At 30.6% G+C, this 25,146-nt stretch carries 19 protein-coding genes and 2 riboswitches; of the genes, 10 read left to right on the top strand and 9 right to left on the bottom strand.

Translation table 11 applies throughout. The features are described 5' to 3' along the window. Positions 1-130: 130 nt before the first annotated feature. Positions 131-901 (bottom strand): hypothetical protein, encoded by a 771-nt coding sequence (locus tag QHG34_RS06480; protein WP_282629388.1) that lies wholly within the window; start codon positions 899-901, stop codon positions 131-133. A gap of 151 nt (positions 902-1,052) precedes the next feature. Between QHG34_RS06480 and QHG34_RS06475 the strand changes: the two genes are divergently transcribed. Next, positions 1,053-2,180 (top strand): redoxin family protein, encoded by a 1,128-nt coding sequence (locus QHG34_RS06475; RefSeq protein ID WP_282629387.1) that lies wholly within the window; start codon positions 1,053-1,055, stop codon positions 2,178-2,180. 4 nt (positions 2,181-2,184) lie between these two features. Here the strand turns inward: QHG34_RS06475 and ybaK are convergent, their stop codons facing one another. Next, on the bottom strand, positions 2,185-2,676 hold the full coding sequence (ybaK, locus tag QHG34_RS06470) for a Cys-tRNA(Pro) deacylase (RefSeq protein ID WP_282629386.1): 492 nt from the start codon (positions 2,674-2,676) through the stop codon (positions 2,185-2,187). A 66-nt stretch (positions 2,677-2,742) separates the two neighbouring features. On the opposite strand from ybaK, the gene QHG34_RS06465 reads away from it, so the two are divergent. Then, the gene (locus QHG34_RS06465) at positions 2,743-3,204 is read left to right on the top strand and encodes a YciI family protein (RefSeq protein WP_282629385.1); all 462 of its coding nucleotides are present in this window, start codon (positions 2,743-2,745) and stop codon (positions 3,202-3,204) included. Positions 3,205-3,402: 198 nt separating this feature from the next. Further along, positions 3,403-4,599 (top strand): tyrosine--tRNA ligase, encoded by a 1,197-nt coding sequence (tyrS, locus tag QHG34_RS06460; protein WP_282629384.1) that lies wholly within the window; start codon positions 3,403-3,405, stop codon positions 4,597-4,599. Between the two features lie 31 nt (positions 4,600-4,630). On the opposite strand, the gene QHG34_RS06455 is transcribed toward tyrS, so the two are convergent. After that, positions 4,631-5,470, bottom strand: coding sequence for a GNAT family N-acetyltransferase (locus QHG34_RS06455; RefSeq protein WP_282629383.1), 840 nt, complete (start codon positions 5,468-5,470; stop codon positions 4,631-4,633). 598 nt (positions 5,471-6,068) lie between these two features. Here QHG34_RS06455 and QHG34_RS06450 point away from each other — a divergent pair. Further along, positions 6,069-7,394, top strand: a complete 1,326-nt coding sequence (locus QHG34_RS06450; protein ID WP_282629382.1) for a DcaP family trimeric outer membrane transporter — start codon at positions 6,069-6,071, stop codon at positions 7,392-7,394. A gap of 14 nt (positions 7,395-7,408) precedes the next feature. After that, complete coding sequence (locus QHG34_RS06445) at positions 7,409-8,794, top strand: MFS transporter (RefSeq protein ID WP_282629381.1); 1,386 nt, start codon at positions 7,409-7,411, stop codon at positions 8,792-8,794. A gap of 39 nt (positions 8,795-8,833) precedes the next feature. Here QHG34_RS06445 and metF read toward each other — a convergent pair whose 3' ends face one another. From metF to QHG34_RS06430, 3 genes are all read right to left on the bottom strand, one after another. Then, positions 8,834-9,790, bottom strand: coding sequence for a methylenetetrahydrofolate reductase [NAD(P)H] (gene metF / locus QHG34_RS06440; protein ID WP_282629380.1), 957 nt, complete (start codon positions 9,788-9,790; stop codon positions 8,834-8,836). A 403-nt stretch (positions 9,791-10,193) separates the two neighbouring features. After that, positions 10,194-12,857: a methionine synthase gene (gene metH / locus QHG34_RS06435; protein ID WP_282629379.1), complete on the bottom strand. Its 2,664-nt coding sequence runs from the start codon at positions 12,855-12,857 to the stop codon at positions 10,194-10,196. After that, the gene (locus QHG34_RS06430) at positions 12,845-13,843 is read right to left on the bottom strand and encodes a homocysteine S-methyltransferase family protein (RefSeq protein WP_282629378.1); all 999 of its coding nucleotides are present in this window, start codon (positions 13,841-13,843) and stop codon (positions 12,845-12,847) included. The genes metH and QHG34_RS06430 overlap by 13 nt, the downstream gene beginning before the upstream one ends. A 43-nt stretch (positions 13,844-13,886) precedes the next feature. Beyond that, a riboswitch (SAM riboswitch) is annotated at positions 13,887-13,986 on the bottom strand. A gap of 447 nt (positions 13,987-14,433) precedes the next feature. Beyond that, positions 14,434-14,534, top strand: a riboswitch (SAM riboswitch). Positions 14,535-14,662: 128 nt separating this feature from the next. Between QHG34_RS06430 and QHG34_RS06425 the strand changes: the two genes are divergently transcribed. Continuing rightward, positions 14,663-15,844: a homoserine dehydrogenase gene (locus QHG34_RS06425; RefSeq protein ID WP_282629377.1), complete on the top strand. Its 1,182-nt coding sequence runs from the start codon at positions 14,663-14,665 to the stop codon at positions 15,842-15,844. Positions 15,845-15,899: 55 nt separating this feature from the next. Here the strand turns inward: QHG34_RS06425 and QHG34_RS06420 are convergent, their stop codons facing one another. Together QHG34_RS06420 and QHG34_RS06415 are read right to left on the bottom strand one after the other, a co-directional pair. Then, the gene (locus tag QHG34_RS06420) at positions 15,900-16,346 is read right to left on the bottom strand and encodes a thioredoxin fold domain-containing protein (protein ID WP_282629376.1); all 447 of its coding nucleotides are present in this window, start codon (positions 16,344-16,346) and stop codon (positions 15,900-15,902) included. Beyond that, the gene (locus QHG34_RS06415; protein ID WP_282629375.1) at positions 16,346-18,397 is read right to left on the bottom strand and encodes a TonB-dependent receptor plug domain-containing protein; all 2,052 of its coding nucleotides are present in this window, start codon (positions 18,395-18,397) and stop codon (positions 16,346-16,348) included. Before QHG34_RS06415 ends, QHG34_RS06420 begins: the two co-directional genes overlap by 1 nt. Before the next feature lie 105 nt (positions 18,398-18,502). Between QHG34_RS06415 and QHG34_RS06410 the strand changes: the two genes are divergently transcribed. Together QHG34_RS06410 and QHG34_RS06405 are read left to right on the top strand one after the other, a co-directional pair. Beyond that, positions 18,503-19,159, top strand: a complete 657-nt coding sequence (locus tag QHG34_RS06410; RefSeq protein WP_282629374.1) for a metal-dependent transcriptional regulator — start codon at positions 18,503-18,505, stop codon at positions 19,157-19,159. A 6-nt stretch (positions 19,160-19,165) separates the two neighbouring features. After that, positions 19,166-20,830 carry an LIC_10190 family membrane protein gene (locus tag QHG34_RS06405; RefSeq protein WP_282629373.1) on the top strand — a complete coding sequence of 555 codons (1,665 nt, stop codon included), beginning with the start codon at positions 19,166-19,168 and terminating at the stop codon, positions 20,828-20,830. A gap of 12 nt (positions 20,831-20,842) precedes the next feature. On the opposite strand, the gene QHG34_RS06400 is transcribed toward QHG34_RS06405, so the two are convergent. Then, complete coding sequence (locus tag QHG34_RS06400; RefSeq protein ID WP_282629372.1) at positions 20,843-21,208, bottom strand: DUF1573 domain-containing protein; 366 nt, start codon at positions 21,206-21,208, stop codon at positions 20,843-20,845. 148 nt (positions 21,209-21,356) lie between these two features. Here QHG34_RS06400 and QHG34_RS06395 point away from each other — a divergent pair, with 148 nt between their 5' ends. Further along, complete coding sequence (locus QHG34_RS06395; RefSeq protein WP_282629371.1) at positions 21,357-22,025, top strand: hypothetical protein; 669 nt, start codon at positions 21,357-21,359, stop codon at positions 22,023-22,025. Between the two features lie 77 nt (positions 22,026-22,102). Further along, positions 22,103-24,724, top strand: coding sequence for a valine--tRNA ligase (locus tag QHG34_RS06390; protein WP_282629370.1), 2,622 nt, complete (start codon positions 22,103-22,105; stop codon positions 24,722-24,724). The last annotated feature ends 422 nt before the right edge of the window (positions 24,725-25,146 follow it).

The raw sequence follows: 25,146 nt of genomic DNA, 5'->3' as shown, positions 1-25,146 counted from the left end.
TAAATATTTTTATATTTATTTGTTTATGTCTTAATAGATTAGATTTATTATAATGATAACAAAAATTTAAAGTTGGCTATTCATCCTTGCTTTATAAGAAATCAATAATGTATTTTCGAATGTTGTCGAATTAAGAAAAAATTCTCATTATTTTTTCAGAAATTTCTGAAGCCTTATTTTTTTGTCCAATTTGCTCCAAAGTTTCAACATAATCATTCAGAAAAGATTTAACTTCTTGATTATTTGAAGGATCAAAATTCTCTAAATATTCTTCAAAATTTATTTGTCCTAAAATATTCTCAAAAACAAGATTAGCTTCCTCATATTTTTTTTGTTTCACTAAAAGTGAAGCGATTGTATGATTAATATAAAACTCGTTAACAGTAGCTTGATCTTTGTTTTCCTCTAATTTAAAGTAATCCGAATTTAGGTAATTTCTGTAAGCCAAAATAGCTTGTTCATCTTCACCTAAAACTTCGTAGCAACGCGCTTTGAAGAATTTGATTTCATAAAACTCTTCTTCATTTAGTTTATTGAAAAAAGTAATACTTTCTTTCGGATTCGAGTAAAATTTACGGTAACCGATGATAAAATCTTCCACAAAATCGAGATCAGTTTGCTCTAAGGCAAATTTCAACAAATTTTGAGATTGTTCTTCACTTAATTGACCAATAAATGCTTCCCAGTAATTGACCAATGTATTAAAGTCATACGATAAATCTTCAACAAAAATTTGAGCAGCAATTCTTAAGAATTTATCTCCTAATTTATCGATAATGTTATGATCTTCATCGCTCAAATCGATAGGATTGTACAATAAATTTTCTATTATTTCTGATGCTTTTTCTTCTGAATATTCAGTGTTTAATTGTTGCAAAGAAGTGGTTACATTAAACTCCATTTTGATTAATTGTTTAGTTAAAATCCTTACAAAGATAACTGATTCTCTTGATAATTAATTAAGTGTTCTTAGTCATAGATTTTTGTAAGTACAATAAAATAACTACCTTGTAACTATAAAATAATATTAACTTATTTGTAATAAACGATTTATGTTAAGAATCTGTACTATCCTTGTGTTTGTTTTTAGTTTAGGATTTGTAAATGCTCAAAACCTAAATATAGGAAGTGATTTTCCGATCAATAAAATAGAAAATCATGGAAATTCTTCAAATCCGAAGATCATAGTTTTTACTCCAAGTCTATATAAAACAAATAATTATGCGAGTATGTTAACGACGTCTTTGTATCATTATTTTGTACAAGGTTTAGCTTTTTCTACAGATAAATCGCCTAAGGTTGACGTAATTTATATTGTAAATGAAGAGGATAAATGGAGTAAAGAAGCACAGAAGACGTTTGTTTTGAATGATGTTTCAAACCAAAATAAGCTAGATGGAGCAACAGTAATTTATGATGATAGAGGTAAAGTATTTAACGATATAGGAATTAAACCATTTAGACAAAATTCGATGTCCAATATTATTCCTGTTTCTTTTTCTACGAGTAAAATATTAGTCGAAAGTTCTATTCTTTTCTTTGTTGATAAGAACAACAAAATTCTTTTCAGAGACAACGATTATCGCGCTCAAGGAGAACATTTGAAGCCGTTAGAAAGGCTAGTTAAGAAAGTTGTGAAAACGGATGAAGTTGTTGTAAAACAAGTAAATAGTTCTTCGTTAAAAGTAGGTGATAAAGCACCAGATTTTATTTTGAGAGGACCAAATTTTGATAAAAATTCTTCAGTTAAATTGCTTGATGATAAGTCTAAATTTAAAGTTTTGACATTTTATCCTGCAGCTTTTAGTGGACAAATTTTACCCGATTTTACTTCTGTAGACAAACATGCGATGATGTCTTGTGCAGCTCAAATACAATTAATTGATCACAATCCAGCTTTAGAGAAAGTGAAAACCTATGCAATTTCTAGTTCTACAAATCCATTGTTAGAATTATGGAAAACGGCTTTACGTACATCAAATATTACTTATCTTAATGATGAAAATTATGAAATTTCGCAGATTTATAATTCGTACAATTCATTAGGATACAATAATAGAGCGACTTATGTGATTGATCAAAACGGAATTATCGTTTATGCAAATCCAGATTTTACGTTTGTAGATGAAGCTAATTTCCCGTCAATTTTGGAAAGATTAATTGTAAATAATAAAAAATAATTAGTTAAAGATCAATTTGTGTAATATCGACAAATTCAGCATTGATTAGTTTTCCTAATTCTTCAGGATTAAGAATGATTTGTAATCCTCTTTTTCCTGCACTTATACAAATATTTTCTTGTAAAGTAGCCAATTCTTCTATATAAGTAGGAAATTGTTTTTTCATACCAATTGGAGAACAACCGCCACGAATATATCCAGTGACATTTAATAAATCTTTTAACGGAAGCATTTCACAGTTTTTATTTCCAGAAATTTTTGCAAATTTTTTCATGTCCAAATGAGTATTTGCCGGAATTATTGCAACCAAGTAAGCGTCAACATTACCTTTTAAAACTAACGTTTTATAAATACTTTCTGGATTAACTTGTAAAGATTGTGCGACATGCAAAGCATCAACATGTTCTTCATCTACCTCATATTCACGTAACTGATAGGTTATAGCATGTGTATCCAATAATCTAACAGCATTTGTTTTTGCAGTTTTACTGCTCATTTTATTAATTTTAAAACAAAGTTATAACGAAAAAGAAAATTACACTACTTTTATAAAAAATTATACATGTTCAGACTATTATTTTCTTTCGTATTGATGTTTTCTTCATTTAATTTATTGGCTCAAAAAACGAATCCAAATTATGACGAAGCTTTAGCTAAGCAATTAAAAGGTGACGATTATGGAATGAAATCTTACTTTTTTGTGATTCTCAAAACGGGAAGTAATACGTCGAAAGATAAAGAATTAATTACAGAAAAATTTAGAGGACATTTGGATAATATCAACCGTTTAGTGAAGGATGGAAAGCTGGTTGTTGCAGGCCCGATGGGTAAAAATGATAAAAATTATAGAGGAATCTTTATTTTTCAGAATGTAGAAACAATGGAAGAAATGCAAAAATTATTGCAATCTGATCCTGCTATCGAAGCAAAATTGTTAGAACCTGAAATTTATAATTGGTATGGTTCTGCAGCGTTACCTGTATATTTAGACGCTTCGGATAAAATTTGGAAAGAAAATCCTTAAACTCAAAAACATTTTATAACTTTGCACTACAAATGAAGTTTTTACAACACATATTACGTTTACCATTTTTCAGCACTTATTATCGTACAATATTTGCTCGGGTAGACTATGTGTGTACTTCGTATTAATTTGTACGTAAAAAATAATCATAATCTAAAAGCCCGAGCAAATGCTCGGGCTTTTTTTATTTCAAAAAATATGGAAATTTTAGAAAAATTAAAAGAAAATGTTTCAATCATTTTGCCCGAAAATGGTTTAGATGAAAAACTGAAATTAGCCGAAAAGGAAAATAGGAAGTTGCGTATCAAATTAGGTTTCGATCCTACAGCTCCAGATTTGCATTTAGGACATGCAGTAGTTTTAAAAAAATTGAAGCAATTTCAAGATCTAGGTCATCAAATTGTTATTGTAGTGGGTAGTTTTACTGCTCAAATTGGCGATCCTACAGGGAAAAATAAAAGTCGTCAACCTTTAGATGCTAACCAAGTAAAAGCAAATGCAGAAACGTATATCAATCAATTATCTCAAATTATTGATGTTGAGAAAGCAGAGATTGTTTTTAATTCGGATTGGTTAGATCAATTGCAATTTTCTGAAGTTATTCAGTTATTGTCAAAAGTTACAGTAGCACAATTGATGCATAGAAATGATTTTAATAAGCGTTTCACCGAAAATACACCAATTGCGATGCATGAGCTAGTTTATCCAATTTTACAAGCATATGATTCTGTCGAAATTAATGCAGATATAGAAATGGGCGGAACAGATCAATTATTTAATTGTACGATGGGGCGTCAGTTGCAAGAATCGAATGGTGATGATGCGCAAATTGTAATGTGTATGCCATTGTTACGAGGGACAGATGGTAAAGAGAAAATGAGTAAATCGTTGAATAATATTATTGGATTGATTGATGAACCAAATGAGATGTTTGGTAAAACAATGTCTATTCCAGACGATTTATTAGAAGAATTTATTGCCTTAGCTACAGATTTTGGTATAGATGATAAAACAAAATTAGTTGAACGATTAGCTACTGAAAACCCAATGTTGATTAAGAAAATTGTTGCAAAAAATATAATTGCGCAATATCATTCAGAACAGGATGGAATAGAAGCAGAAGAGTTTTTCAATAATCAGTTTCAGAAAAGGAACGACGAAAATCGTGTGTTTGTAGAGATTAAAGCAGAAGAATTAAACTTAGAGAATAATACACTATTAGAAATTTGTCATCTGTTAAAAAATGATTTGTCAAAAACTGCTGTACGAAGATTGATAGAAAGTGGAGCTGTACAAATTGACGGAGAAAAGAACCTAGATCCTTTGTCAATTTTAGAAACTAAAAACTCTACCAAAATAAAAATAGGAAAACGTGATTTTTTTGAATTAAAATAAACAAAAAAGCCTCTATTTAAGAGGCTTTTATTTATAATTCTTTTTTCATTTCGTATTGACGATCGTACAATTCTAATCCCAAAGATTTAATGAAATCATTTGTAGATATTTCTCGTTCATCAACATTAATCATTTTTACTTCTTTATTTTTTAGATCACTAAAAAGTACTGAAGCTAAATAACGATTTCTGTAGTCATGATGAACACCAAATTGATATATACGTGTATTGTTTTTATTGATTATTTTGTAAGCAACCAAAATCCCGTCCTCATAAATTCCATTTACAATACAATCTTCTAAGATATTTTTTACACTCTGAATATCATTTTTCCAAGTTGGCTTAATATCCCAAAAATTTTCACCAGTAATCAAGTCTAAATCTTCAAATGAAACAATTTCATGTAAAGGATTTACAATTAAAATAGGAACACCTTTGTAACTGTTAAGTACTCTTGTTTTCTCAAAACCACTTGCTTCATAAGCATTAATTGCAAAGTCATTTTTTGTATTAACTTCTAAATAAATTTGCTTAACACCACTTTCTTTTAATTGAGGAAAACTGTAGTCTAACATCTGTTGTGTTATTTTTTTCCCTCTTTGTTCAGGACAAACCCCAGTTCCCCCTACATAAGCAGTTTTGATATCATTGTAATTTCTTATTCCATACAATAAAAAACCAACTAATTTTCCGTCAATGCTAGCACCAATAGAATAGTTAAGTTTAATATCTTCCATTTTTAATTTGTTCTGGAATTGCTCAACAGTTAAATTAATAGGAACATAATAATTCTGGTAAGAAAGGTTGTATAGAGCTGATATTTCATTCATATCAACGTCAACTAAAGAATGTATTTCGATGTTTGTTTGCATAGTTGTTATTTGCACAACAAAAATATAACCAACATTTAATTTATTTCCTAAAAAAATCTTAAAATATTAATAGTTTTTAAACTTTTATTAAGGAATTGAATTCTTGAATTAATAAATAATACCATATTATAATATAAACCCTTAAAAGAATGGGATTGTTTATTCAATTTCATGAATAAATAAGTGTTTAAAATTAATTTTTTTTCGAAAAACTTTGATTTAACATAAGCTTATCATTGCATTTACTGAAATAAATTCTGTTTGTGATAAATTTGCATACATTTTTAAAACTAAAACTCGAGAGAAGAATAAATTTCTCCTCATTTGTTGAAATATATCGTTCTTCTCTCATTTTTTTTCTCCTTTTAGATATAATTTCTAAATAATCTTTCAATAAATTAGAATAGTGAATTTTTTTAGTTTTATTAAATTCATAATTATTCTCCTTTTTTAAATTCATATTACCACATAATTCATAATAAATAGATTGAAATAGTGCTTATTCAATAAAATTTTAGATTTTTATTAAGAAAATAATAACGAACATTTGTTAGTTTTTTTCTTTTCCTTATTTTAGTCGTCAAATTATCACAAAAAAATGAGTAGAAATTTAGTTAAATTGGTCTGCGTGGGATTCCTATGCCTTTATTCTAGTGCTTCTGCACAGAATATTACCGATACTACAAAGGTTGTAAAAGCAGAAGTAAAAGTTGAAAAACCTACTGAAAACAAAGACAAAGTAGACGTACAGTTTTACGGATTTATCAGAAATGATATTTTTATGGATACGCGACAAATGATTGGGGCGGGAGAGACATTGGTTCCACTTTATCCTAAGGATAGATTATTAGATGTAAATGGAGCGGATATTAATGATGCGTCTAAATTTCATATGTTGTCTATTGTTTCTCGTGCAGGAGTTAATCTAAAAGGACCTGAATTACTGGGAGCTAAAACATCTGGAGTGTTAGAAGGAGAGTTTTTTGGTGCGACGGAAGGTGGTATTAACGAATTTCGTTTAAGACATGCTTACGTTATGCTAGATTGGGAAAAAACGCAGCTTGGTATTGGACAATATTGGCATCCTTTTGTTGTATTAGAAGCTTTACCTAACGTTGTTAATTATGGTACTGGAGCTCCTATTTACGCACTGAATCGAAATCCTCAAGTTCGTGTTACTCATAAATTCACAAAAGAGTTTAAATTAATTGCTGCCTTACATTCTCAACGTGATTTTACTCCAAATAATGAGCCTTTCCGTAATAGTGGAATGCCAGCAGCTCATTTACAATTGCAATATAAAACACCTGTTGTTACTGCCGGAATTGGAGCACAATATGAAAACTTGAAACCTAAACTATCTTCAGGCTCACCTGCAATAAAATCAAATGAACGAGTTGAGAATTTCTCGTTTATGGCTTATTCAAAATTTAATACAAAACCATTGCAAATTACTTTGGCTGGTTACCTAATGCAAGACGCTTCATCGTTTGTTCAACTTGGAGGAATCGTCGGTTATCAGACAAGTCCGACTGCTGTAGAAACTTACAAACCAATGAATACACATAGTTTTTGGATTGATTTACAACAAAACTCAAAAGGTAAGTTTGCATTTGGATTATTCTCTGGTTATGTCCGTAATAATGGTGTAAAGAATCCTGTTGAAGGAGCAACAGCAACTACCTATGGTGTAACAACTAATTGGGGTGCTGTTTCTGCTAGTAAAGGAGGACGTACTGTTAATTATATGTACAAAGTTATTCCTCGTTTAGACTTAACATTAAGCAAAGCTCTTAAGTTTAGATTTGAGTACGATCGTAGCGTTGCACAATGGGCAGATGCAACGATAAAAGGGACTGGTACGGACAATAAATACTTAGCAAACAACAATAGATTTCAAATCACAACTTTATTCAATTTCTAAAATCACACAAAAAAATGAGTACAATTAATACTTTAGATCCTTCGCAGCCGGTCGCGAAGAAGGATAATATTTTCCAAATTATTTTGGCTTCATCAGTCGGAACACTTATCGAATGGTATGATATGTTCTTGGCAATTATTTTGGCAAGTGTTTTATCTACACAATTATTTCCAAACGATGGATCATCACATTTCTTAGAAACATTAGCCGTTGTTGTTTCATCTTTTATGTTCAGACCAATTGGATCATTGATTTTTGGTAGTATTGGAGATCGCATCGGACGAAAATATTCATTCTTAGTATCTTTAATTATGATGGGAGCTGCAACTTTTTTAATTGGTTGTATTCCTACTTACGATAACGTAGGTTGGTTTGCTCCTGTATTATTATTAGTGTGCCGCATCATGCAAGGACTTGCAATCAGTGGAGAATATGCTGGTGCGGTAATTTATGTTGCAGAACACGCCCCTGCAGAAAAACGCGGTTTTTATACAGGGTTTATTCAAGCAACAGTTCCGATTGGATTATTATTATGTTTAACAGTTGTTTTCTTAACGCAATCATTTTTATCAGAAGAAGCTTTTGCAAGTTTTGGATGGAGAATCCCTTTCTTATTTAGTGGAGTTTTAGTTATTTTAAGTTACTTTATTCGTCAACGTTTACACGAAAGTCCAATTTTTGAGCAATTAAAAAAAGAAGGAAAAACTTCAAAAACTCCTATTAAAGACGCTTTTACAACACCAGGAAATGTAAAATTAATGTTGAAAGCAATTTTTGGAGGAAATGCTGCACAAAGTACAATTATGCAAACAACACTTTTTGTAACGCTTTTCTTTTTGCAAAGAGCAGTTAATTTACCTTACGAAACTGTATTAATAGTTGTTTTATGTTCTACATTATTTAGTTCGTTTTTCTATCAATGGTTTGGTGCATTAAGTGATAAAATAGGTCGTAAACCAGTAATGTTGGGAGGAATGATTTCTAGTTTTATTTTAATTCCTTTATCATTCTTTTTATACATGAAATTAGGTAATCCAGAAGGATTGAAAGAAGTTCATAGTATAACAAATATGCAAGTTTTCGGAATTATTGTAGTTAGTTTAATAACTTCTATCGCAGGAGCAGCTACTTACGGACCACTTGGTGCGTTTATGTTAGAAATTTTTCCAACTAAAATTCGATATACAAGTATGGGATTTGCACAAAATATGGGGAATGGTTTTATTGGTGGTGCAACAACATTCATCACAGAATTACTGAAAAGTACGTTAATTGTTACCGCTGCAATGTCGCCTTATATCGGATTAGCTTATCCGTTAGTGTTAATTTTTATAGCAATTCTAGTGAACTATTTTACAATTCCAGAAACATATAAAACTGATTTAACAGAAGATAATTAATAAAGAAAAGAGGAACTATTTAATGGTTCCTCTTTTTATTTAGTAGATTGCTTCTGCAACTTTTTTAGTATTGATCGAATTACTCATCGTATAGAAATGTAACCCAGGAACACCAAATTCTATTAGTTCTTTGCATTGATTAATACTCCATTCTATACCAATTTCTTTGATTGTTTCTTTATTCTTGGCTTTCAAAATTTCCATAGACAAACATTCTGGTAAATCAATGTAAAAATTTTGAGGAATTGAAGTTAAATGATTAAAAGTTGTTAATGGCTTAATTCCTGGAATAATCGGAATATTAATATCCATTTCACGACATTTATTCACAAAGTCAAAATACTTCTGATTATCGAAAAACATTTGTGTCACGATATAATCAGCTCCTAATTCAACTTTCTTTTTCAAATAATACAAATCCATTCCAAGATTTGGTGATTCGAAATGTTTTTCTGGATATCCAGCAATACCAATACAAAAATCCATCGAGTGAGATTCTTGTATATCTTCGTCCAAATAATTTCCTGTGTTCAACGCAGTAATTTGCTCAATCAATTCCGAAGCATGCGCATGTCCACCAACTTCAGGAACAAATGATTTTTCCGATTTAATAGGATCTCCTCGTAAAACCAAAAGATTGTCAATTCCTAAGAAATTCAAGTCGATCAATGCGTCTTCTGTATCTTCTTTCGTAAATCCACCACAAATCAAATGCGGAATTGCATCTACCTTATAATGATTCTGTATCGCAGCACAAATTGCAACCGTTCCAGGACGTTTTCGTACCTGATAACGCTTCAACAACCCGTTTTCTTTCTGTTTGTAAATATACTCTTGACGATGATACGTTACATCGATAAAAGCAGGATTCAACTCAACTAATGGATCTAAAGTTTTGAACGTCGCATTTACATCTTGCCCTTTCAAAGGTGGCAAAATTTCCACAGAAAACAATGGTTTTCCATTTGCGCGTTCTATATGTTCAGTTACTTTCATTCTTTATTTTATCGTTTAGCGAAGTTCGAATATCGAATTTCGATTATATAATTTCTTTTATAAGGGCGTTCCCTTCGGTCGGGCTTTTCGTTTCAATCTTTTTTGTTAATTTCGACTCCGCTCAATCAACAAAAAAGGATTTCCACTACAATTCCTAACGCATTTTTTTGTTCTATTGTTCGTTGTCTGCTAAATTTATTCAGCATTTCATCCAATCTTGTGCGATTCTGAAACGAGTTCAGAATGATCTTGTTTTTCTGTCATTCCGAGCTTGTCGAGGAGTCTAAGATTCTTCATTCCGCTAACGCTTCATTCAGAATGACAAAATTTATTTTTGCTTAACGCTTAACGCTTAACGCTTAACGCTTAACGCTTAACGCTTAACGCTTGACGCTTAACGCTTTTACGCCAAATTAGGACTTAACCAACGTTCGGCTTTATCAAGCTCTATATTTTTACGTTTTGCAAAATCTTCAACCTGATCCATTTTTATTTTACCAACTCCGAAATATTTTGCTTCAGGATTTCCAAAATAATAACCTGAAACAGACGAAACAGGATACATTGCCAACGAACTTGTTAACTCAATTCCTGCATTTTTCTCAACCTCCAAAATTTTGAAAATTGTTTCTTTTTCTAAATGATCAGGACACGCAGGGTAACCAGGAGCAGGGCGAATTCCTTTGTATTTTTCGGCGATTAATTCATCATTCGATAAAGTTTCATCTTTCGCATAACCCCAAACTTCCGTACGTACATATTTGTGCAAATATTCTGCATAAGCTTCAGCTAAACGATCGGCAATTGCTTTCACCATGATCGAATTGTAATCATCTAAATTGGTTTCGTAAGCTTTGGCAACTTCTTCAATTTCTTGACCAGCTGTGACAGCAAACGCACCAATATAATCTTGAATTTCTGAATCTTTTGGCGCAATAAAATCAGCAATCGAAATATTTGGTTGATCTTTTGATTTCTTTGCTTGTTGACGAAGTGTATAAAATTCCTCGATTTTGTTGTCATTTTCATCAAACAATTCAATCGTATCATTGTTTACTGTATTCGCTTTGAAAAGTCCAAAAACAGCTTTCGGTTTAGCTAAATTTTCAGTTTCGATTTTATTTAACATCGACAATGCGTCAACATATAATTCTTTGGCATTTGTTCCAACAATTTCGTCTTCTAAAATCGCTGGGAATTTTCCGTGTAAATCCCACGTTTTGAAAAATGGTGTCCAGTCAATAAAATCTTTCAAATCCGAAACAGTTGCTTCATGCGTAAAAACACCTAATTTATTTGGTTTAAAAGGTTTATTTTCTTCGAAATTAACTTTCAATTTATTTTTACGAGCATCTTCAATCGATAGATATTCCTTTGCTACAGCACGATTCAAGAAACCTTCTCTAATTTTTGTATAATCAGTAATTGTTTCATCAAATAATTCGTTTTGTTGAGTTCCAATCAATTTTTGACAAATCGTAACCGAACGAGAAGCGTCTAAAACGTGAATAGCTTTGTCATATTCTGGTGCAATTTTAACGGCTGTATGTGCTTTAGAAGTCGTTGCGCCACCAATCATTAATGGAATATCAAGATTAAGACGTTTCATTTCTTTGGCAACATGTACCATTTCATCTAACGAAGGTGTAATCAATCCAGAAAGACCAATCACATCGACATTATTCTTTTGTGCTTCTTCTAAAATTGTTTCAGAAGAAACCATTACACCTAAATCAATGATTTCGAAACCATTACAACTTAAAACAACTGAAACAATATTTTTTCCGATATCATGAACATCACCTTTTACAGTTGCCATTAAGATTTTAGAAGGCTCTTTATCGGTTTTATTTCTAAGTTTTTCTTCCTCTAAAAATGGCGTTAAATAAGCAACCGATTTTTTCATTACACGCGCTGATTTTACAACTTGAGGTAAGAACATTTTTCCGCTTCCAAAAAGATCTCCAACGACATTCATTCCGTCCATCAAAGGACCTTCAATAACGCGTAAAGGCGAACCAATTTTTTCTAAAGCTTCCGCAGTATCTTCGTCAATAAATTCTGTTATTCCTTTAACTAAAGAAATTTCAATTCGTTTTTCTAATGGTAACTCACGCCAAGCGTCATCTTTCTTTTTCTCTTTTGTAACACCTTTTAGATGTTCGGCAAAATCAATCAAACGTTCTGTTGCATCGTCACGTCTATCTAATAGAACATCTTCAACGTGTTCTAATAAATCTTTTGGAATATCATCATAAATCTCAATCATTTCTGGATTGACGATTCCCATATCCATTCCATGTTTGATAGCATGATACAAAAATGCTGTATGCATCGCTTCACGAACCGCATTATTTCCACGGAATGAAAACGAAACATTAGAAACTCCACCCGAAACTAACGCGTGCGGAAGATTTTCTTTGATCCATTTTGTTGCGTCAAAAAAGTCGATGGCATTACGTCTATGTTCGTCCATTCCTGTTGCTACAGGGAAAATATTTACATCAAAAATGATATCTCTTGGATTGAAATTTACTTCATTCACCAAAATATCATACGAACGTTTTACAATTTCGATTCGGCGTTCATAATTATCCGCTTGTCCTTTTTCATCAAACGCCATAACCACTGTTGCAGCACCATAACGTTTAATTTTTTTGGCATGTTCGATAAATAATTCTTCGCCTTCTTTTAATGAAATAGAGTTGACAATCGCTTTACCTTGAACATTCTTTAGCCCAGCTTCAATGATTTCCCATTTCGAAGAATCAATCATAATTGGAACTTTCGAAATATCAGGTTCAGAAGCAATTAAGCGAAGATATTTTACCATAGAAGCAACACCATCAAGCATCCCTTCATCCATATTGATGTCGATAATTTGCGCGCCACCATCTACTTGATCACGTGCAACTTGAAGAGCTTCTTCAAATTTTTCTTCTTTGATTAATCGCAAGAATTTTTTAGAACCAGTAACATTTGTACGTTCACCAACGTTTACAAAGTTTGAATTTTCGCGTACAATTAAAGGTTCTAATCCAGAAAGTTGAATTTTTACGCCTGACATTGTTCACTAATTTTTCTTGGTTCGTATTCTTTTGCTAAATCAGCCATCAATTTGATATGCTCTGGTGTAGTTCCACAACATCCACCCAAAATATTTACCAATTTTTTATCTAAAAAAGGTTTTATAAAATCTCGCATCATTTCAGGAGTTTCATCGTATCCTCCGAAAGCGTTTGGTAAACCAGCATTTGGATAAGCGCTTACATAAAATGGCGCTTTTTCGGCTAAAACTTCTAAATAAGGAATTAAATCTGTTGCTCCTAAAGCACAATTTAACCCAACTGAAACTAAATCGATATGTTCTAATGAAATCAAGAAAGCTTCGGTTGTTTGTCCAGAAAGCGTACGTCCTGATTTATCTGTAATTGTTCCAGAAGCCATTAGTGGGACATTAATTCCTGTTTTTTCTATCGCATCTTGAATTCCATAAAATGCAGCCTTCGCATTTAAAGTGTCAAAAATAGTTTCGACTAATAGAATATCAGCTCCAGCTTCTAACATTGTTTTGGCTTGACGATAATAGACATTTGCTAATAAATCAAAATCTACATCTCGGTAACTTGGATCATTAACTTGTGGTGATATAGAAGCTGTTTTGTTTGTTGGTCCTAAAGAACCTACAACAAAGCGAGGTTTGTCTGGTGTAGAATATTCCTCGCAAGCTTCTTTCGCTAAACGAACGGCTTCGTAGTTTAATTCATCTACCAAATCAACCATATCATAGTCAACCATAGAAATAATATTGGCGTTGAAGGTATTTGTTTCAATCAAATCTGCTCCTGCAGCCAAATATTCTCTGTGTATATCTTTAATGATTTGTGGTTGCGTTAAAACCAATAAATCGTTATTTCCTTTTAAAGAAGTATGAAAATCTTTGAAACGTTCGCCACGATAATCTTCTTCTTGTAGATTATGTTTCTGAATCATAGTTCCCATTGCTCCATCTAAAATAACAATACGTTCTTTTAATATATCGTTTAATTTCATTCTAAATATTTTAGTGCCTTATGGGAAGAAGTGGTGAAGTGAGTCCTTATCTTTCTCTATTAAGAGTAGGATGTAGCACCCAACTTTACTTTGGGTTGCCAAGATATCTACGGGCCTAATCCCTCCATCTTTCTTCATAAGGTATTTGCAAAATTATCTATTCCTTTTAAAATAAAAAAATGTTAATGATTAAAATGAATGATTAAGATTAGTTAAATAAAATAAGTTAATCATTGTTGATTTAATAATTGTGTTTATTGGTTTGTTTATTGTTGTTTTTAGAAAAATATTCGTATTATTTATATTTTTTAGGAAATAATATTTTAATTGATTTTAATATTATATAAAATCAGAATAAAATTAATAAATACTGATATTTTAGAGATGTGATGATAAGATTTGTTTTTTGTTTTAAAATACTTTTATAGAATTTTATTTTTATATATTTAGTTTTATAGAATAAAATTAATATTTCATATGATTTTATTCTGTTATTTAGAAAATAGTCAACATTTGAGTAAAAAAATATTTGGAAATATAGATTTCTTTCACCTAACTTTGTCCTCAGAAATAGTTCATTAAAAATTTACATTTTATCAAGAAAAGTGGAGGGAAATGGCCCAAAGAAACTTTAGCAACCTAGTTTATTAATTAAGGTGCTAAATCCATCCTGATTAAGGAAAGATGAGTAAAGACTAAGAGAAACCAATCAATCAAATAATATCTTTATTAAAATGGTTCAATTGTTTTTATTTACAATTGAATCATTTTATTTCTTCCTTTTTCTGATAAGATAAAACAATAAAAAGACATAAATAAATGAAAAAAATAAATATCGGATTATTCGGATTTGGAGTAGTGGGAGAAGGAATCTATAAGGTGTTAGAGGAAAAACCACAGTTGAATGCAGCAATTAAAAAAATTGTAATCAAAGATGCATCTAAACCAAGAAATGCTCCAACTGAATTGTTTTCGACAAATGCAGATGATATTTTGAATGATGACGAAATTAATGTAGTTGTTGAGTTGATTTCTGATGCTGATGCAGCGCATGATATTATTATAAAAGCTTTCAATAAAGGGAAGCATGTGGTAAGTGCTAATAAAAAATTGATTGCTGAACATCACAAAGAATTGTTGGATTTACAAGCAAAAAACAATGTTTCTTTTCTTTATGAAGCTTCTGTTTGTGGATCAGTTCCAATTATTAGAAATTTAGAAGAGTATTTTGATAATGATTTATTGAATTATGTTTCTGGAATTGTAAATGGAACAACAAATTACATTTTGACGAAAATGGCAAATGAAAATGAGTCATATCAAGATGCTTTGAAAGCAGCACAAGAAAGTGGTTTTGCAGAAGCTGATCCAACAGCAGATGTTGAAGGTTTTGATGCGTCGAGTAAATTGGCTATCATCACGTTGCATGCTTTTGGTAAAAAGATTGATGTACAAAATGTTATACGTAAAGGAATTACTTCGCTTAAGGTTGAAGATTTTAAATACGCAAAAGAAAAAAATTATACTATAAAGTTGATAGCAAATTCCAAAGTTAATCATCAAACAGGAGAAATAACATCTACCGTTTTACCAACTTTTGTTGAATTAAATAAAACAATTGCACTTGTAAACAATGAATATAATGGTGTTTTGATTGGAAGTTCGCTTTCGGATGAACAATTTTTATATGGAAAAGGAGCAGGTCGTTTCCCAACTTCTTCGGCTGTATTGAGTGATATTTCTGCGTTGAAATATGATTATCAATATTCAATTCGAAAATATGATAATAAAGATGAAGGAATTTTTAATCAAACAGGAAAGAAGCGTGTTTACATTGGTTTTGAAAATCAAACAGATGATGTTTCGAACATTTTTGATGAAATAGAAGAGCGTTATCAAAGTAAAAATTACAATCATATTGTTGGTGTGATTGATATAGAAAAACTCAAACAACAAGAGATTATTGAAAATCCAAAGCTTTCGATAATTGCGTTTGAGTAAATTTTTGTGATTATAAAGCCTCAATATCAATTGAGGCTTTTTTTTAATCTAAAAATTAAGGTTTTTGTAAATACTTTTTCAATAAAAGTTTTAGTGGTTTATTTTTAATTAATCCAGCATAACTCATTTCAATTTTAAAATCGTTTGAGATTAAAACCCAATATGGATAGCTAATTTGTTCGTTTTTATTACTAAACTCTTCTAAAAATGAATGTATTTTTCCATTCGATTTAGGTTCATATTTTTTGTTTAAAAAAATAATAGGCTCAGTTGCTTCTGCATCAAATTCTAAAAAATATATATCATTGTTTAAAATTTGAAGTAATTCATCATCTTTTTTGATTTGTTTCTTTTGAATCATACAGTAACTGCACCAATTGGTAGAAAAATAGAGTAGAATAGGCTTAGGGTTTTCATTAAAAATTGAATTAAATTTTTCTAATGAAATCTGAGCTTGAAGATTCAACGATGATAAAATGAATATGAAATACCAGACTTTCATTAACGTAAATTGTATCGAATACCTATAAAACCTCTTGCGCCCTGCATAGGTGTGTAGCTGTAATCATTTGGCTCAAAAATTACATCGTTTCTTCCTTTAGGAGGAGTAACGCCATTTCCTGGTTCTCCAAACGGATCCCACCAACGTGCAATTACATCGCCTTTTGGTAGAATATTGAAAATATTTTTGACTCCGCCATAGATTTCAAGATTGTTTTTGAATGATTTACTTAATTGAATATTTGCAATAATGGTTGGTTTTGAATATTCTGGTCGATAATCATTTTCCACGCGAGGTAATTTCATTTTATCATTATAATTGGCGGTTAAATCAATTGTAAAGCCTTTTTTGAATGTATAACTTGCTATGAAATTTCCAGACCATTTTGGTGCGTGATATTGAACTTCTTTTTCTCCATTTTCTTTTTTGTAAACGTCTATATAGGTAGCGCCAAGCATTATTTTTAGGGGAAAATCAAACGTTGCATCTATATTTAAAGAAACTCCTTGAGATATTGCGTGTCCATCTAAATTGTCATAGATAATTTTTGTTTCATCCGTGTCTGTATCAGCAATAATTTTGTTTGTGAAATAAGAATAGAATGTTGTAAAATCAAAGTTTAGAGCTGCAAAAGAAGTTGGTAATTTGAACACATAATTGATATTTCCGTTGTATGATTTTTCAGGTTTCAATTCATTCTCAAAAACCACTTGTCTAGCTCCGGTTAATGCACGATGATCTTCTGTGAAAACATTCACAACACGAAATCCTGTACCAAAACTCGCTCTTAAAGTATGATGGGATGAAGGCGAAAATTTGTAAGCAATTCTTGGAGAGTGTATTCCTTTGTGTGTTTTATCGTAATCAAATCGATAACCAAGTAACAATTTATTTTCAGAATTCAAAGTCCATTCGTCTTGTACAAAAATGCCTGGAATAGGCGTGTTCATTGGATTGTTTTTGATCAGATTATTATCCTCATCAAATTCACCAGTACCTCTAGTGTTATCATCATAATAAGTATATTTAAATGATGAACCTAAAAGCAAACTATGTTTTCCAATTATTTTATCCCAATATGCTTGAGCAAAAATAACTTGTTGTTTTCCTTGATAAGATTCTGGACCATAAAATGAATTTTGCTGATGGAAATTATAGGAGAATTGAGTCATTATTTTTTCTTTGATAGGTAATTGATACATTCCTATCGCTTCAAAACGATTTGTCATGATACTTTCAGCGTAAACTTTGTCGCTTCCTCTTTGAGATTTTTTGTTCCAATCCATTTCTCCACCCCAACGATCTTCGTATAGATAACGTAAAGCAATCGAAGCTATTCTATTTTCTTGACGTTCAAAATCGAGTTTATTGAATAAAGTGATACGATCTTGTAGCGTTACATCTGTAAAACCGTCGTTATTTTTATCTTTTTTGTTGCCATATTTAAAGTAATTAAAGCCAAATAAGCCATTAGTCTTTTCTCTTAAATTATATTTGTATCCTCCGTCAAGATTGGTTTCTAACCAAGAAGTTGTAAAAGCATCCAAAGATAATTTTGGAGCAGATTTAGGAGATTTAGTAATCACATTAATTATTCCGCCCATGGCTTCTGTTCCGTAAAGTGAAGAAGCTGGTCCTTTTACAACTTCTATTCGCTCTACTAAAGAATTCGGAATGCCGCTCAAACCATAAACAGTAGATAAAGAAGAAACAATTGGCATTCCGTCAATTAAAATCATGGTATACGGACCTTCCATTCCGTTAATATGAATATCACCTGTATTGCAAACGTTACAATTTAATTGCGGTTGAACTCCATTGATTAATTGTACAGCATCAAATAATGAAGGGGTTGGATTTTTTTGAAAAAATTTAGGCGTATAGATTTCAATCGGAACTGGACTATCAGATTTTTTTACCGCTTTCATAGTTCCTGTAATTACGATTTCATCTAAATTTTCTTGTGAATTTTTATTGATACTATCTGTTTGTTCTTGAGCATTTAAAATAATGGAGGAAAGGATTGTTAGTGAATAAAGTTTTATTTTCATAATTAGAAAGTTTTATTTATTAATTTTAAAGTTAGACAAATCTAACAATTTTATTTGAAACTTACTTTTTATGATTGAATAAATCTTTCAACTATATTTGTTCCTATGAATTCATTAGTCGAAGAAAACTACTTAAAAGCCCTGTTTCATTTATCAAAAAATGGAAAGGGAGATGTTAATGTAAAAGACTTGAGTAAGCATTTAGAAATAAAAATGCCTACAGTAAATAGCATGATGAAAAAATTAGCAGAGAAAGATCTGGTAATTTATGAGTCTTATAAACCTCTTCGTTTGTCCGATAAAGGAATTTTGAAAGCATCTTTAATTGTAAGAAAACATCGTTTGACAGAGATGTTTTTAGTTGAAAAAATGGATTTCGGTTGGGAACAAGTTCATGAAATAGCGGAACAAATTGAACATATTCAAAGTCCAATTTTTTTCGATAAAATGGATCAATTATTAAATTATCCAAAATTTGATCCACATGGTTCGCCAATTCCAGATAAAGAAGGAAATTTCGATTTAGTGAATTTTAAGAAATTAGCTGAATTTCAACAAGGAGATACTATAGAGATTTGTGCCGTTTTGTATTCATCTGACGACTTTTTGAGTTTTCTGAATTCGAAAAAATTATCATTAGGTTCAGTTTTAAAGATTATTGAAATTGAAAATTTTGATAAAAGTATGAAAGTTGAATATGCTGATAAAATGGAAGTTTTTAGTTTGTTGATTACCGAAAAATTATTGGTTAAAAAAATATAGCTTGTAATGGTTTACCAATTAATTTTCTCAATTGTTTTACTTTTTTATTTTTATTCTTTTGGATTGTTGTTTAATAAAATAATTCCAAAATTGAATCATTATTATAGTTTAACGATTTTGAATGGTATGATTGGGGTTGGTTTATTAAGCTTTGTTGTAGCTTTTTTGTTTCCATTAAACAAGACTTACGAAATCGTTTTAATACTTTTATCGTTATTTGGTTTAGCTGTATATAGAAAATCAGCGATAAATTTTCTGAAATTTTTCAAAGAATTACCCTGGTTTTTTTATTGCATTTTATTGGCAGGATTAGTTTTTACTGTCACTTATCCCTATATTTTAGATCATTTTGGATATTATGTACCAACAATTAAATGGTTAGATTTTGCTGGGTATGTAAAAGGCTTGTCGAATTTAGAATGGGTTTTAGTTCAAAACAGTTTTTGGCATGTTTTGCAAGCTTCTGTTAATGAGGTGTTAGATCATTATTATAGATTAAATTTTGTCTTATTTATCGTTTTTAATCTTTATTTGGTAGAATCAAAATCAACAAGATTATTACCTTTTAACTTGATTTTTCTATTTTTTCTGAATGCTCCTTCGCCAGATTTTCCCGTAATGGCGTTAAGTATTATTCTTCTTAATGAATATTTAAAATCAACTAATAAAGTTTCAGATTATTTGTTTTATGCTGCTATTGTATTTATCATAAAACCGATTAGTATTTTACTGATTGTGTTTTTTTTAATCGAATATTTTAAGAGAAAAGAATACAAAGATCTAAAAGATAAGAACATATTATTGATTATCAGTTTAGCAATTTTTTTCTGTCTAAAAGGTATTGTTTTATCCGGAAATCCTTTATTTCCGTTGGTTAACACTTCAATCGAAGAATTAAGTTGGGCTTCACCAAAATCAATGTATTTTGTTTCTGAGAATAGTGGGAAATTTATTCCGTTAAAGGAATTATTCACATCTGATGAGGTTTCTAGAATGAGTAAACTAGAATATTATCAAAATGTGTTTTTGGGTAACGCTTTGCGCTCTAAAATTTTACTTGTAATAACATTATTCACATTAGGTTTACTTATTTATTCAATAATTCATTACAAGAAAAACTCTACGAGATTTTGGTTAATGTTAGCGGTTGTTATTAAAGTTGTTTTTATTTTATTTACCTCACCACAATTTAGATTTTTGTTAGATGTTTTTGTAATAGACAGCTTCATAATTTTACTGTTTTTCAAAAAAGAACTATTCAACTCCAAATGGGTTTTTTCAAATTTTAGCTTTGTTTGTTTGTTAGTTGTAGGATTGGTTTTTCCTAATTTATGGGTAAAACATTTGAATGGTATTTCTACATTTAGTTTTTTATCAAAATTTGAATCGAAGTTTTTATTAAAACCAGGACAATATGATTTAACCTACAAAACTGGACAAATAGGTAATTTTAAATATAATTTTCCAGAAAACTATCCACTTATTTATTCAGTAAAAGTTCCTGCGATAAGTTTAGCTACGCTAAATTGGTATTATATAAATGAAGGTTATGTTCAGCAAATTGATCCAAATAACGTAAAAAAAGGTTTTTATTGGAAGAAAATGACTGAAGAAGAGAAAAAGAATTTAGAGAGAATAATTATAGAAGAACAAAAAAAGCAAGTTAAATAACTTGCTTTTTCTTTATTCTGCAGAACCTTTGATTCTGAAAATTTTTCTTGATGTTACAGGATCATTTGATGAGATTGTAACTGACTTGTTGAAATCACCTTTAACTCCTCCTGTAGAATATTTTATGATAATATCAGCAGATTTCCCTGGTTCAATTGGAGTAGTAGGATATTCAGGAACTGTACATCCACAAGATCCGACCACACTTTTTAAGATTAATGGTTTGTCACCTGTATTTGTAACAGTCATTTTTGAAGTTACTTCTGTGTTTAATTTTAAAGCACCAAAAGCAATTTCTTCTTTGTCTAATTTAAGTTCTTGAGCAAAAAGGCTAGTTAATCCCATTGCAAAAGTACCTACAAACATTATTTTTTTCATAACGATAAAAATTACTAATTCAAATGTACAAACAAATTTATTATACAGATGATTTTAAATAGTTAATATTTACAGATGCAAAATATGTTCCAAATTATTAAATAGTTAATGAAAAATATTCTGTATATTTAATCAAAATTAACATGATATGAGAAAAATTTGTTTGCCATTCTTTTTTTGCTGCTCGCTATTTGTTTTTGGGCAAGGAATGTCTGAAACTCCAGGTGGGACTTTAAGTGAGTATAATCTTCAGACGATTTCTGCTGATTTGAAAATGAACAAATTCAATGAAATTAATACTAGAAAAGAGGAATATTTTGATACTGATTTTCGAGATGCAACTATAAGTGGTTACAAAGAAAAAGAAAAATTGAGATACAACGCTTTATTAGATGATTTTGAATATATAAGAGATGGCTATTTATATAAAATGACTAGAATGTCAAATCAAATTATCGTTTTTGATAATACCAAGGTTTTTAAATTGGTTAATTTTATTGAAAATGATAAATTAACTTCAAGATATTTACAAGTATTATCATCTCCAGAAGATAAAATAGTTCTTTATAAGAAATATGCAATTGATTATACAGATGGTTTAGGTGCTAGCGGATTGAATGCTTCTAATAAAAAGAATTACTTTAAGCAAGATAAATTAATGCTTGGTTTTGATGATAAGCTATTTAATGTACCTTCTTCTGCCAAAAAAATTGGAAATTTAGTTGGTAAAGATGTAGAATCTATCGTTAAATCAAATAATCTAAATATAAAGAAAGAAGCAGATCTTATTAAACTTGTAGAAATTATTAATAAATAAATCATTTATAAATATCGAACATTTGTTGGGCAGATTGTGTAAATTTGCCCAAATTTATTTTAAGTCATAAGAAAATAATGGAAATCGCATCAAAATATACGCCAACAGAGGTTGAAGGAAAATGGTATGAGTACTGGATGGAGAAAAAATATTTCAAATCTACACCAGACGAACGTAAAGCTTACACAATTGTAATACCACCACCAAACGTCACAGGAGTCTTGCACATGGGACATATGTTGAACAATACAATTCAAGATGTATTGATTCGTCGTGCTCGTATGCGTGGATATAACGCTTGTTGGGTGCCAGGAACAGACCATGCTTCAATTGCTACGGAAGCGAAAGTTGTTGCGAAATTAAAAGAAGAAGGTGTTTCTAAATTTGATATTGGTCGTGAGGAGTTCCTTAATCATGCTTGGGATTGGACACACAAACATGGTGGAATCATATTAGATCAGTTAAAGAAATTAGGAGCTTCTTGCGATTGGGATCGTACAAAATTTACGATGGATCCAGATTTATCTGAATCAGTTCAACGTGTTTTTGTCGATTTATACAACAAAGGATTAATTTATCGCGGATATCGAATGGTAAATTGGGATCCAGAAGCGAAAACAAATATTTCTGATGAAGAAGTTATCTACAAAGAGAAAAACGGAAAATTATTCTATTTAAAATATCAAGTTGTAGGTTCTGATAAATACATTGTTGTTGCGACAACACGTCCAGAAACAATTTTTGGTGATACTGCAGTTTGTATCAATCCAAATGACGAACGTTACCAATGGTTAAAAGGTCAAAAAGTAATTGTTCCTATTGTTGGTCGTGAAGTAAATATCATCGAAGATGAATATGTTGATTTAGAGTTTGGTACAGGATGTCTTAAAGTAACGCCTGCACACGATACAAATGATTATGAATTAGGTAAAAAACATAATTTAGAATTCATTGATATCTTTACGGATGACGCAAAATTGAACGATTATGGAATGCAGTATGCAGGAATGGATCGTTTCAAAGTTCGTAAAGAAATTGAGAAAGAATTAGAAGAAAAAGGTTTACTTGAAAAAGTAGAAGATTATAAAAATAATGTAGGAACGTCTGAAAGAACAGGAGTTGTGATTGAGCCAAAAATCTCAAATCAATGGTTCTTGAAAATGACAGATTTAGCAAAACCTGCATTAGACAATGTAATGAATGATACGATTAAATTTCATCCTGCGAAATTTAAAAATACGTATCGTAATTGGATGGAAAATGTAACAGATTGGAACATTTCTCGTCAATTATGGTGGGGACACCAAATTCCTGCATTTTTCTATGGTGATGGAAACGAAGATTTTGTTGTAGCTTTAACAAAAGAAGAAGCTTTACCATTAGCGCAAGAAAAAACAGGAAATTCGACATTAACAATTGAAGGTTTACGTCAAGACGAAGATGCTTTAGATACTTGGTTTTCTTCTTGGTTATGGCCAATTTCTGTTTTCAACGGAATCAATGAGCCAGAAAACGAAGAGATCAATTATTATTATCCAACACAAGATTTAGTAACTGGTCCAGATATTATTTTCTTCTGGGTAGCTCGTATGATTGTGGCTGGATATGAATATCGTAACGAATTACCTTTCGAAAATGTATATTTTACAGGAATTGTTCGTGATAAACAAGGTCGTAAAATGTCTAAATCGTTAGGAAACTCACCAGATCCAATTGAATTGATGAACGAATATGGTGCTGATGCAACGCGTATGGGAATGTTGTTAACGGCGCCTGCTGGTAACGATTTACCTTTCGATGTTGATTTGTGTTTACAAGGACGTAATTTCGCGAATAAAATTTGGAATGCTTTCCGTTTGATCAAAGGTTGGGAAGTGAAAGAAGATTTAGAACAATCTTCTGCTCAAGCAAAATCTGTAGAATGGTTCGGAAATAAATTCCAACAAACATTAGCAGATATCGAACATAATTACGATCAATATCGTTTATCTGATTCATTGATGGCGATTTATAAATTGATTTGGGATGATTTCTGTTCTTGGTATTTAGAAGCGATTAAACCTACTTTTGGTGAACCAATTGATGCAAAAACTTATGCAGCAACCATTTCTTATTTAGAAAATGTATTGAAAGTTTTACATCCATTTATGCCTTTCTTAACGGAAGAAATTTGGCATTTAATTGCTGAAAGAACGGATGATGAAGCCTTGATTATTTCTAAATATCCAGAAGTAACATCTTTCAACGAAGAAATTATCAAGAATTTCGAAAATACAAAAGAAGCAACAACAGCAATTCGTGGATTACGTTCAGAAAAAGGAATGTCGCCAAAAGAAGCTTTAGAAGTTTTTGCTGATGCACAAGCTGCGAACGAAATATATGTTGATGTTTTCTCTAAATTAGGAAATGTTTCTAATTTCAATACAGGAGATAAACCAGAAAAAGGTTTTGCTTTCCGTGTTGGTACGCTAGAATTTATGGTTCCGATGTCTGATAATATCGATATTGAAGCTGAACGCGAGAAATTACAAAAAGAATTGGATTACAACCAAGGTTTCTTAAATTCTGTTCGTAAAAAATTATCAAACGAAAAATTTGTTGCTGGAGCGCCAGAACAAGTAATTAATGCAGAACGCAAAAAAGAAGCAGATGCTTTAGAAAAAATTACACAAATTGAAGAACAATTAGCTTCATTGTAATTTTTTATCAAAATAAAATTTAAAAACCACTTCATTTGAAGTGGTTTTTTATTATTAATAATAAGAGAAGTTATTATTTTTTGTACTATTCTGTATTTTAGGACTATTTTCTGTTGAGCTTTTAGGTAACCCCTCTTTGTCAAAAACAATATTGACATTGTAGTTAAAATCAGATTCTAGAGGATCTATATAAGACAGCGATTGAAGCATATCTTTTCTATGTATTTTGAAATGATCTAAAGGTGTAGGAACAACGTTTTTTCCAATATAAATACTTTCTCCAATTTTTGTATTATTTCTATAAATAGTAGCTCGATTACAATTGTTATTAATAGATTTATAGTGTAATCTTCCCTAAAAACCGGACCGTTTAAAAATATAGTTTATTAACTTAGGGATAATTATGAAACAGAGCAATTTTA

The sequence above is a fragment of the Empedobacter sedimenti genome, from assembly GCF_030005555.1.
Taxonomy (GTDB): Bacteria; Bacteroidota; Bacteroidia; order Flavobacteriales; family Weeksellaceae; genus Empedobacter; species Empedobacter sedimenti.
Note: the sequence above shows the minus strand (reverse complement) of the source record. Positions and strands in the feature narration are given on the sequence as shown.

Excerpts from the sequence above, each read along its gene's own strand:
- QHG34_RS06455 (WP_282629383.1), bottom strand. The coding sequence starts at position 5,470 with ATGCAAACAAACATCGAAATACATTCTTTAGTTGACGTTGATATGAAT.
- QHG34_RS06405 (WP_282629373.1), top strand. The coding sequence starts at position 19,166 with ATGGTTTACCAATTAATTTTCTCAATTGTTTTACTTTTTTATTTTTAT.
- QHG34_RS06400 (WP_282629372.1), bottom strand. The coding sequence starts at position 21,208 with ATGAAAAAAATAATGTTTGTAGGTACTTTTGCAATGGGATTAACTAGC.
- metF (WP_282629380.1), bottom strand. The coding sequence starts at position 9,790 with ATGAAAGTAACTGAACATATAGAACGCGCAAATGGAAAACCATTGTTT.
- QHG34_RS06465 (WP_282629385.1), top strand. The coding sequence starts at position 2,743 with ATGTTCAGACTATTATTTTCTTTCGTATTGATGTTTTCTTCATTTAAT.
- QHG34_RS06445 (WP_282629381.1), top strand. The coding sequence starts at position 7,409 with ATGAGTACAATTAATACTTTAGATCCTTCGCAGCCGGTCGCGAAGAAG.
- QHG34_RS06395 (WP_282629371.1), top strand. The coding sequence starts at position 21,357 with ATGAGAAAAATTTGTTTGCCATTCTTTTTTTGCTGCTCGCTATTTGTT.
- QHG34_RS06430 (WP_282629378.1), bottom strand. The coding sequence starts at position 13,843 with ATGAAATTAAACGATATATTAAAAGAACGTATTGTTATTTTAGATGGA.
- tyrS (WP_282629384.1), top strand. The coding sequence starts at position 3,403 with ATGGAAATTTTAGAAAAATTAAAAGAAAATGTTTCAATCATTTTGCCC.
- QHG34_RS06425 (WP_282629377.1), top strand. The coding sequence starts at position 14,663 with ATGAAAAAAATAAATATCGGATTATTCGGATTTGGAGTAGTGGGAGAA.
- QHG34_RS06390 (WP_282629370.1), top strand. The coding sequence starts at position 22,103 with ATGGAAATCGCATCAAAATATACGCCAACAGAGGTTGAAGGAAAATGG.
- QHG34_RS06475 (WP_282629387.1), top strand. The coding sequence starts at position 1,053 with ATGTTAAGAATCTGTACTATCCTTGTGTTTGTTTTTAGTTTAGGATTT.
- QHG34_RS06410 (WP_282629374.1), top strand. The coding sequence starts at position 18,503 with ATGAATTCATTAGTCGAAGAAAACTACTTAAAAGCCCTGTTTCATTTA.
- QHG34_RS06415 (WP_282629375.1), bottom strand. The coding sequence starts at position 18,397 with ATGAAAATAAAACTTTATTCACTAACAATCCTTTCCTCCATTATTTTA.
- QHG34_RS06450 (WP_282629382.1), top strand. The coding sequence starts at position 6,069 with ATGAGTAGAAATTTAGTTAAATTGGTCTGCGTGGGATTCCTATGCCTT.
- metH (WP_282629379.1), bottom strand. The coding sequence starts at position 12,857 with ATGTCAGGCGTAAAAATTCAACTTTCTGGATTAGAACCTTTAATTGTA.
- ybaK (WP_282629386.1), bottom strand. The coding sequence starts at position 2,676 with ATGAGCAGTAAAACTGCAAAAACAAATGCTGTTAGATTATTGGATACA.
- QHG34_RS06420 (WP_282629376.1), bottom strand. The coding sequence starts at position 16,346 with ATGAAAGTCTGGTATTTCATATTCATTTTATCATCGTTGAATCTTCAA.
- QHG34_RS06480 (WP_282629388.1), bottom strand. The coding sequence starts at position 901 with ATGGAGTTTAATGTAACCACTTCTTTGCAACAATTAAACACTGAATAT.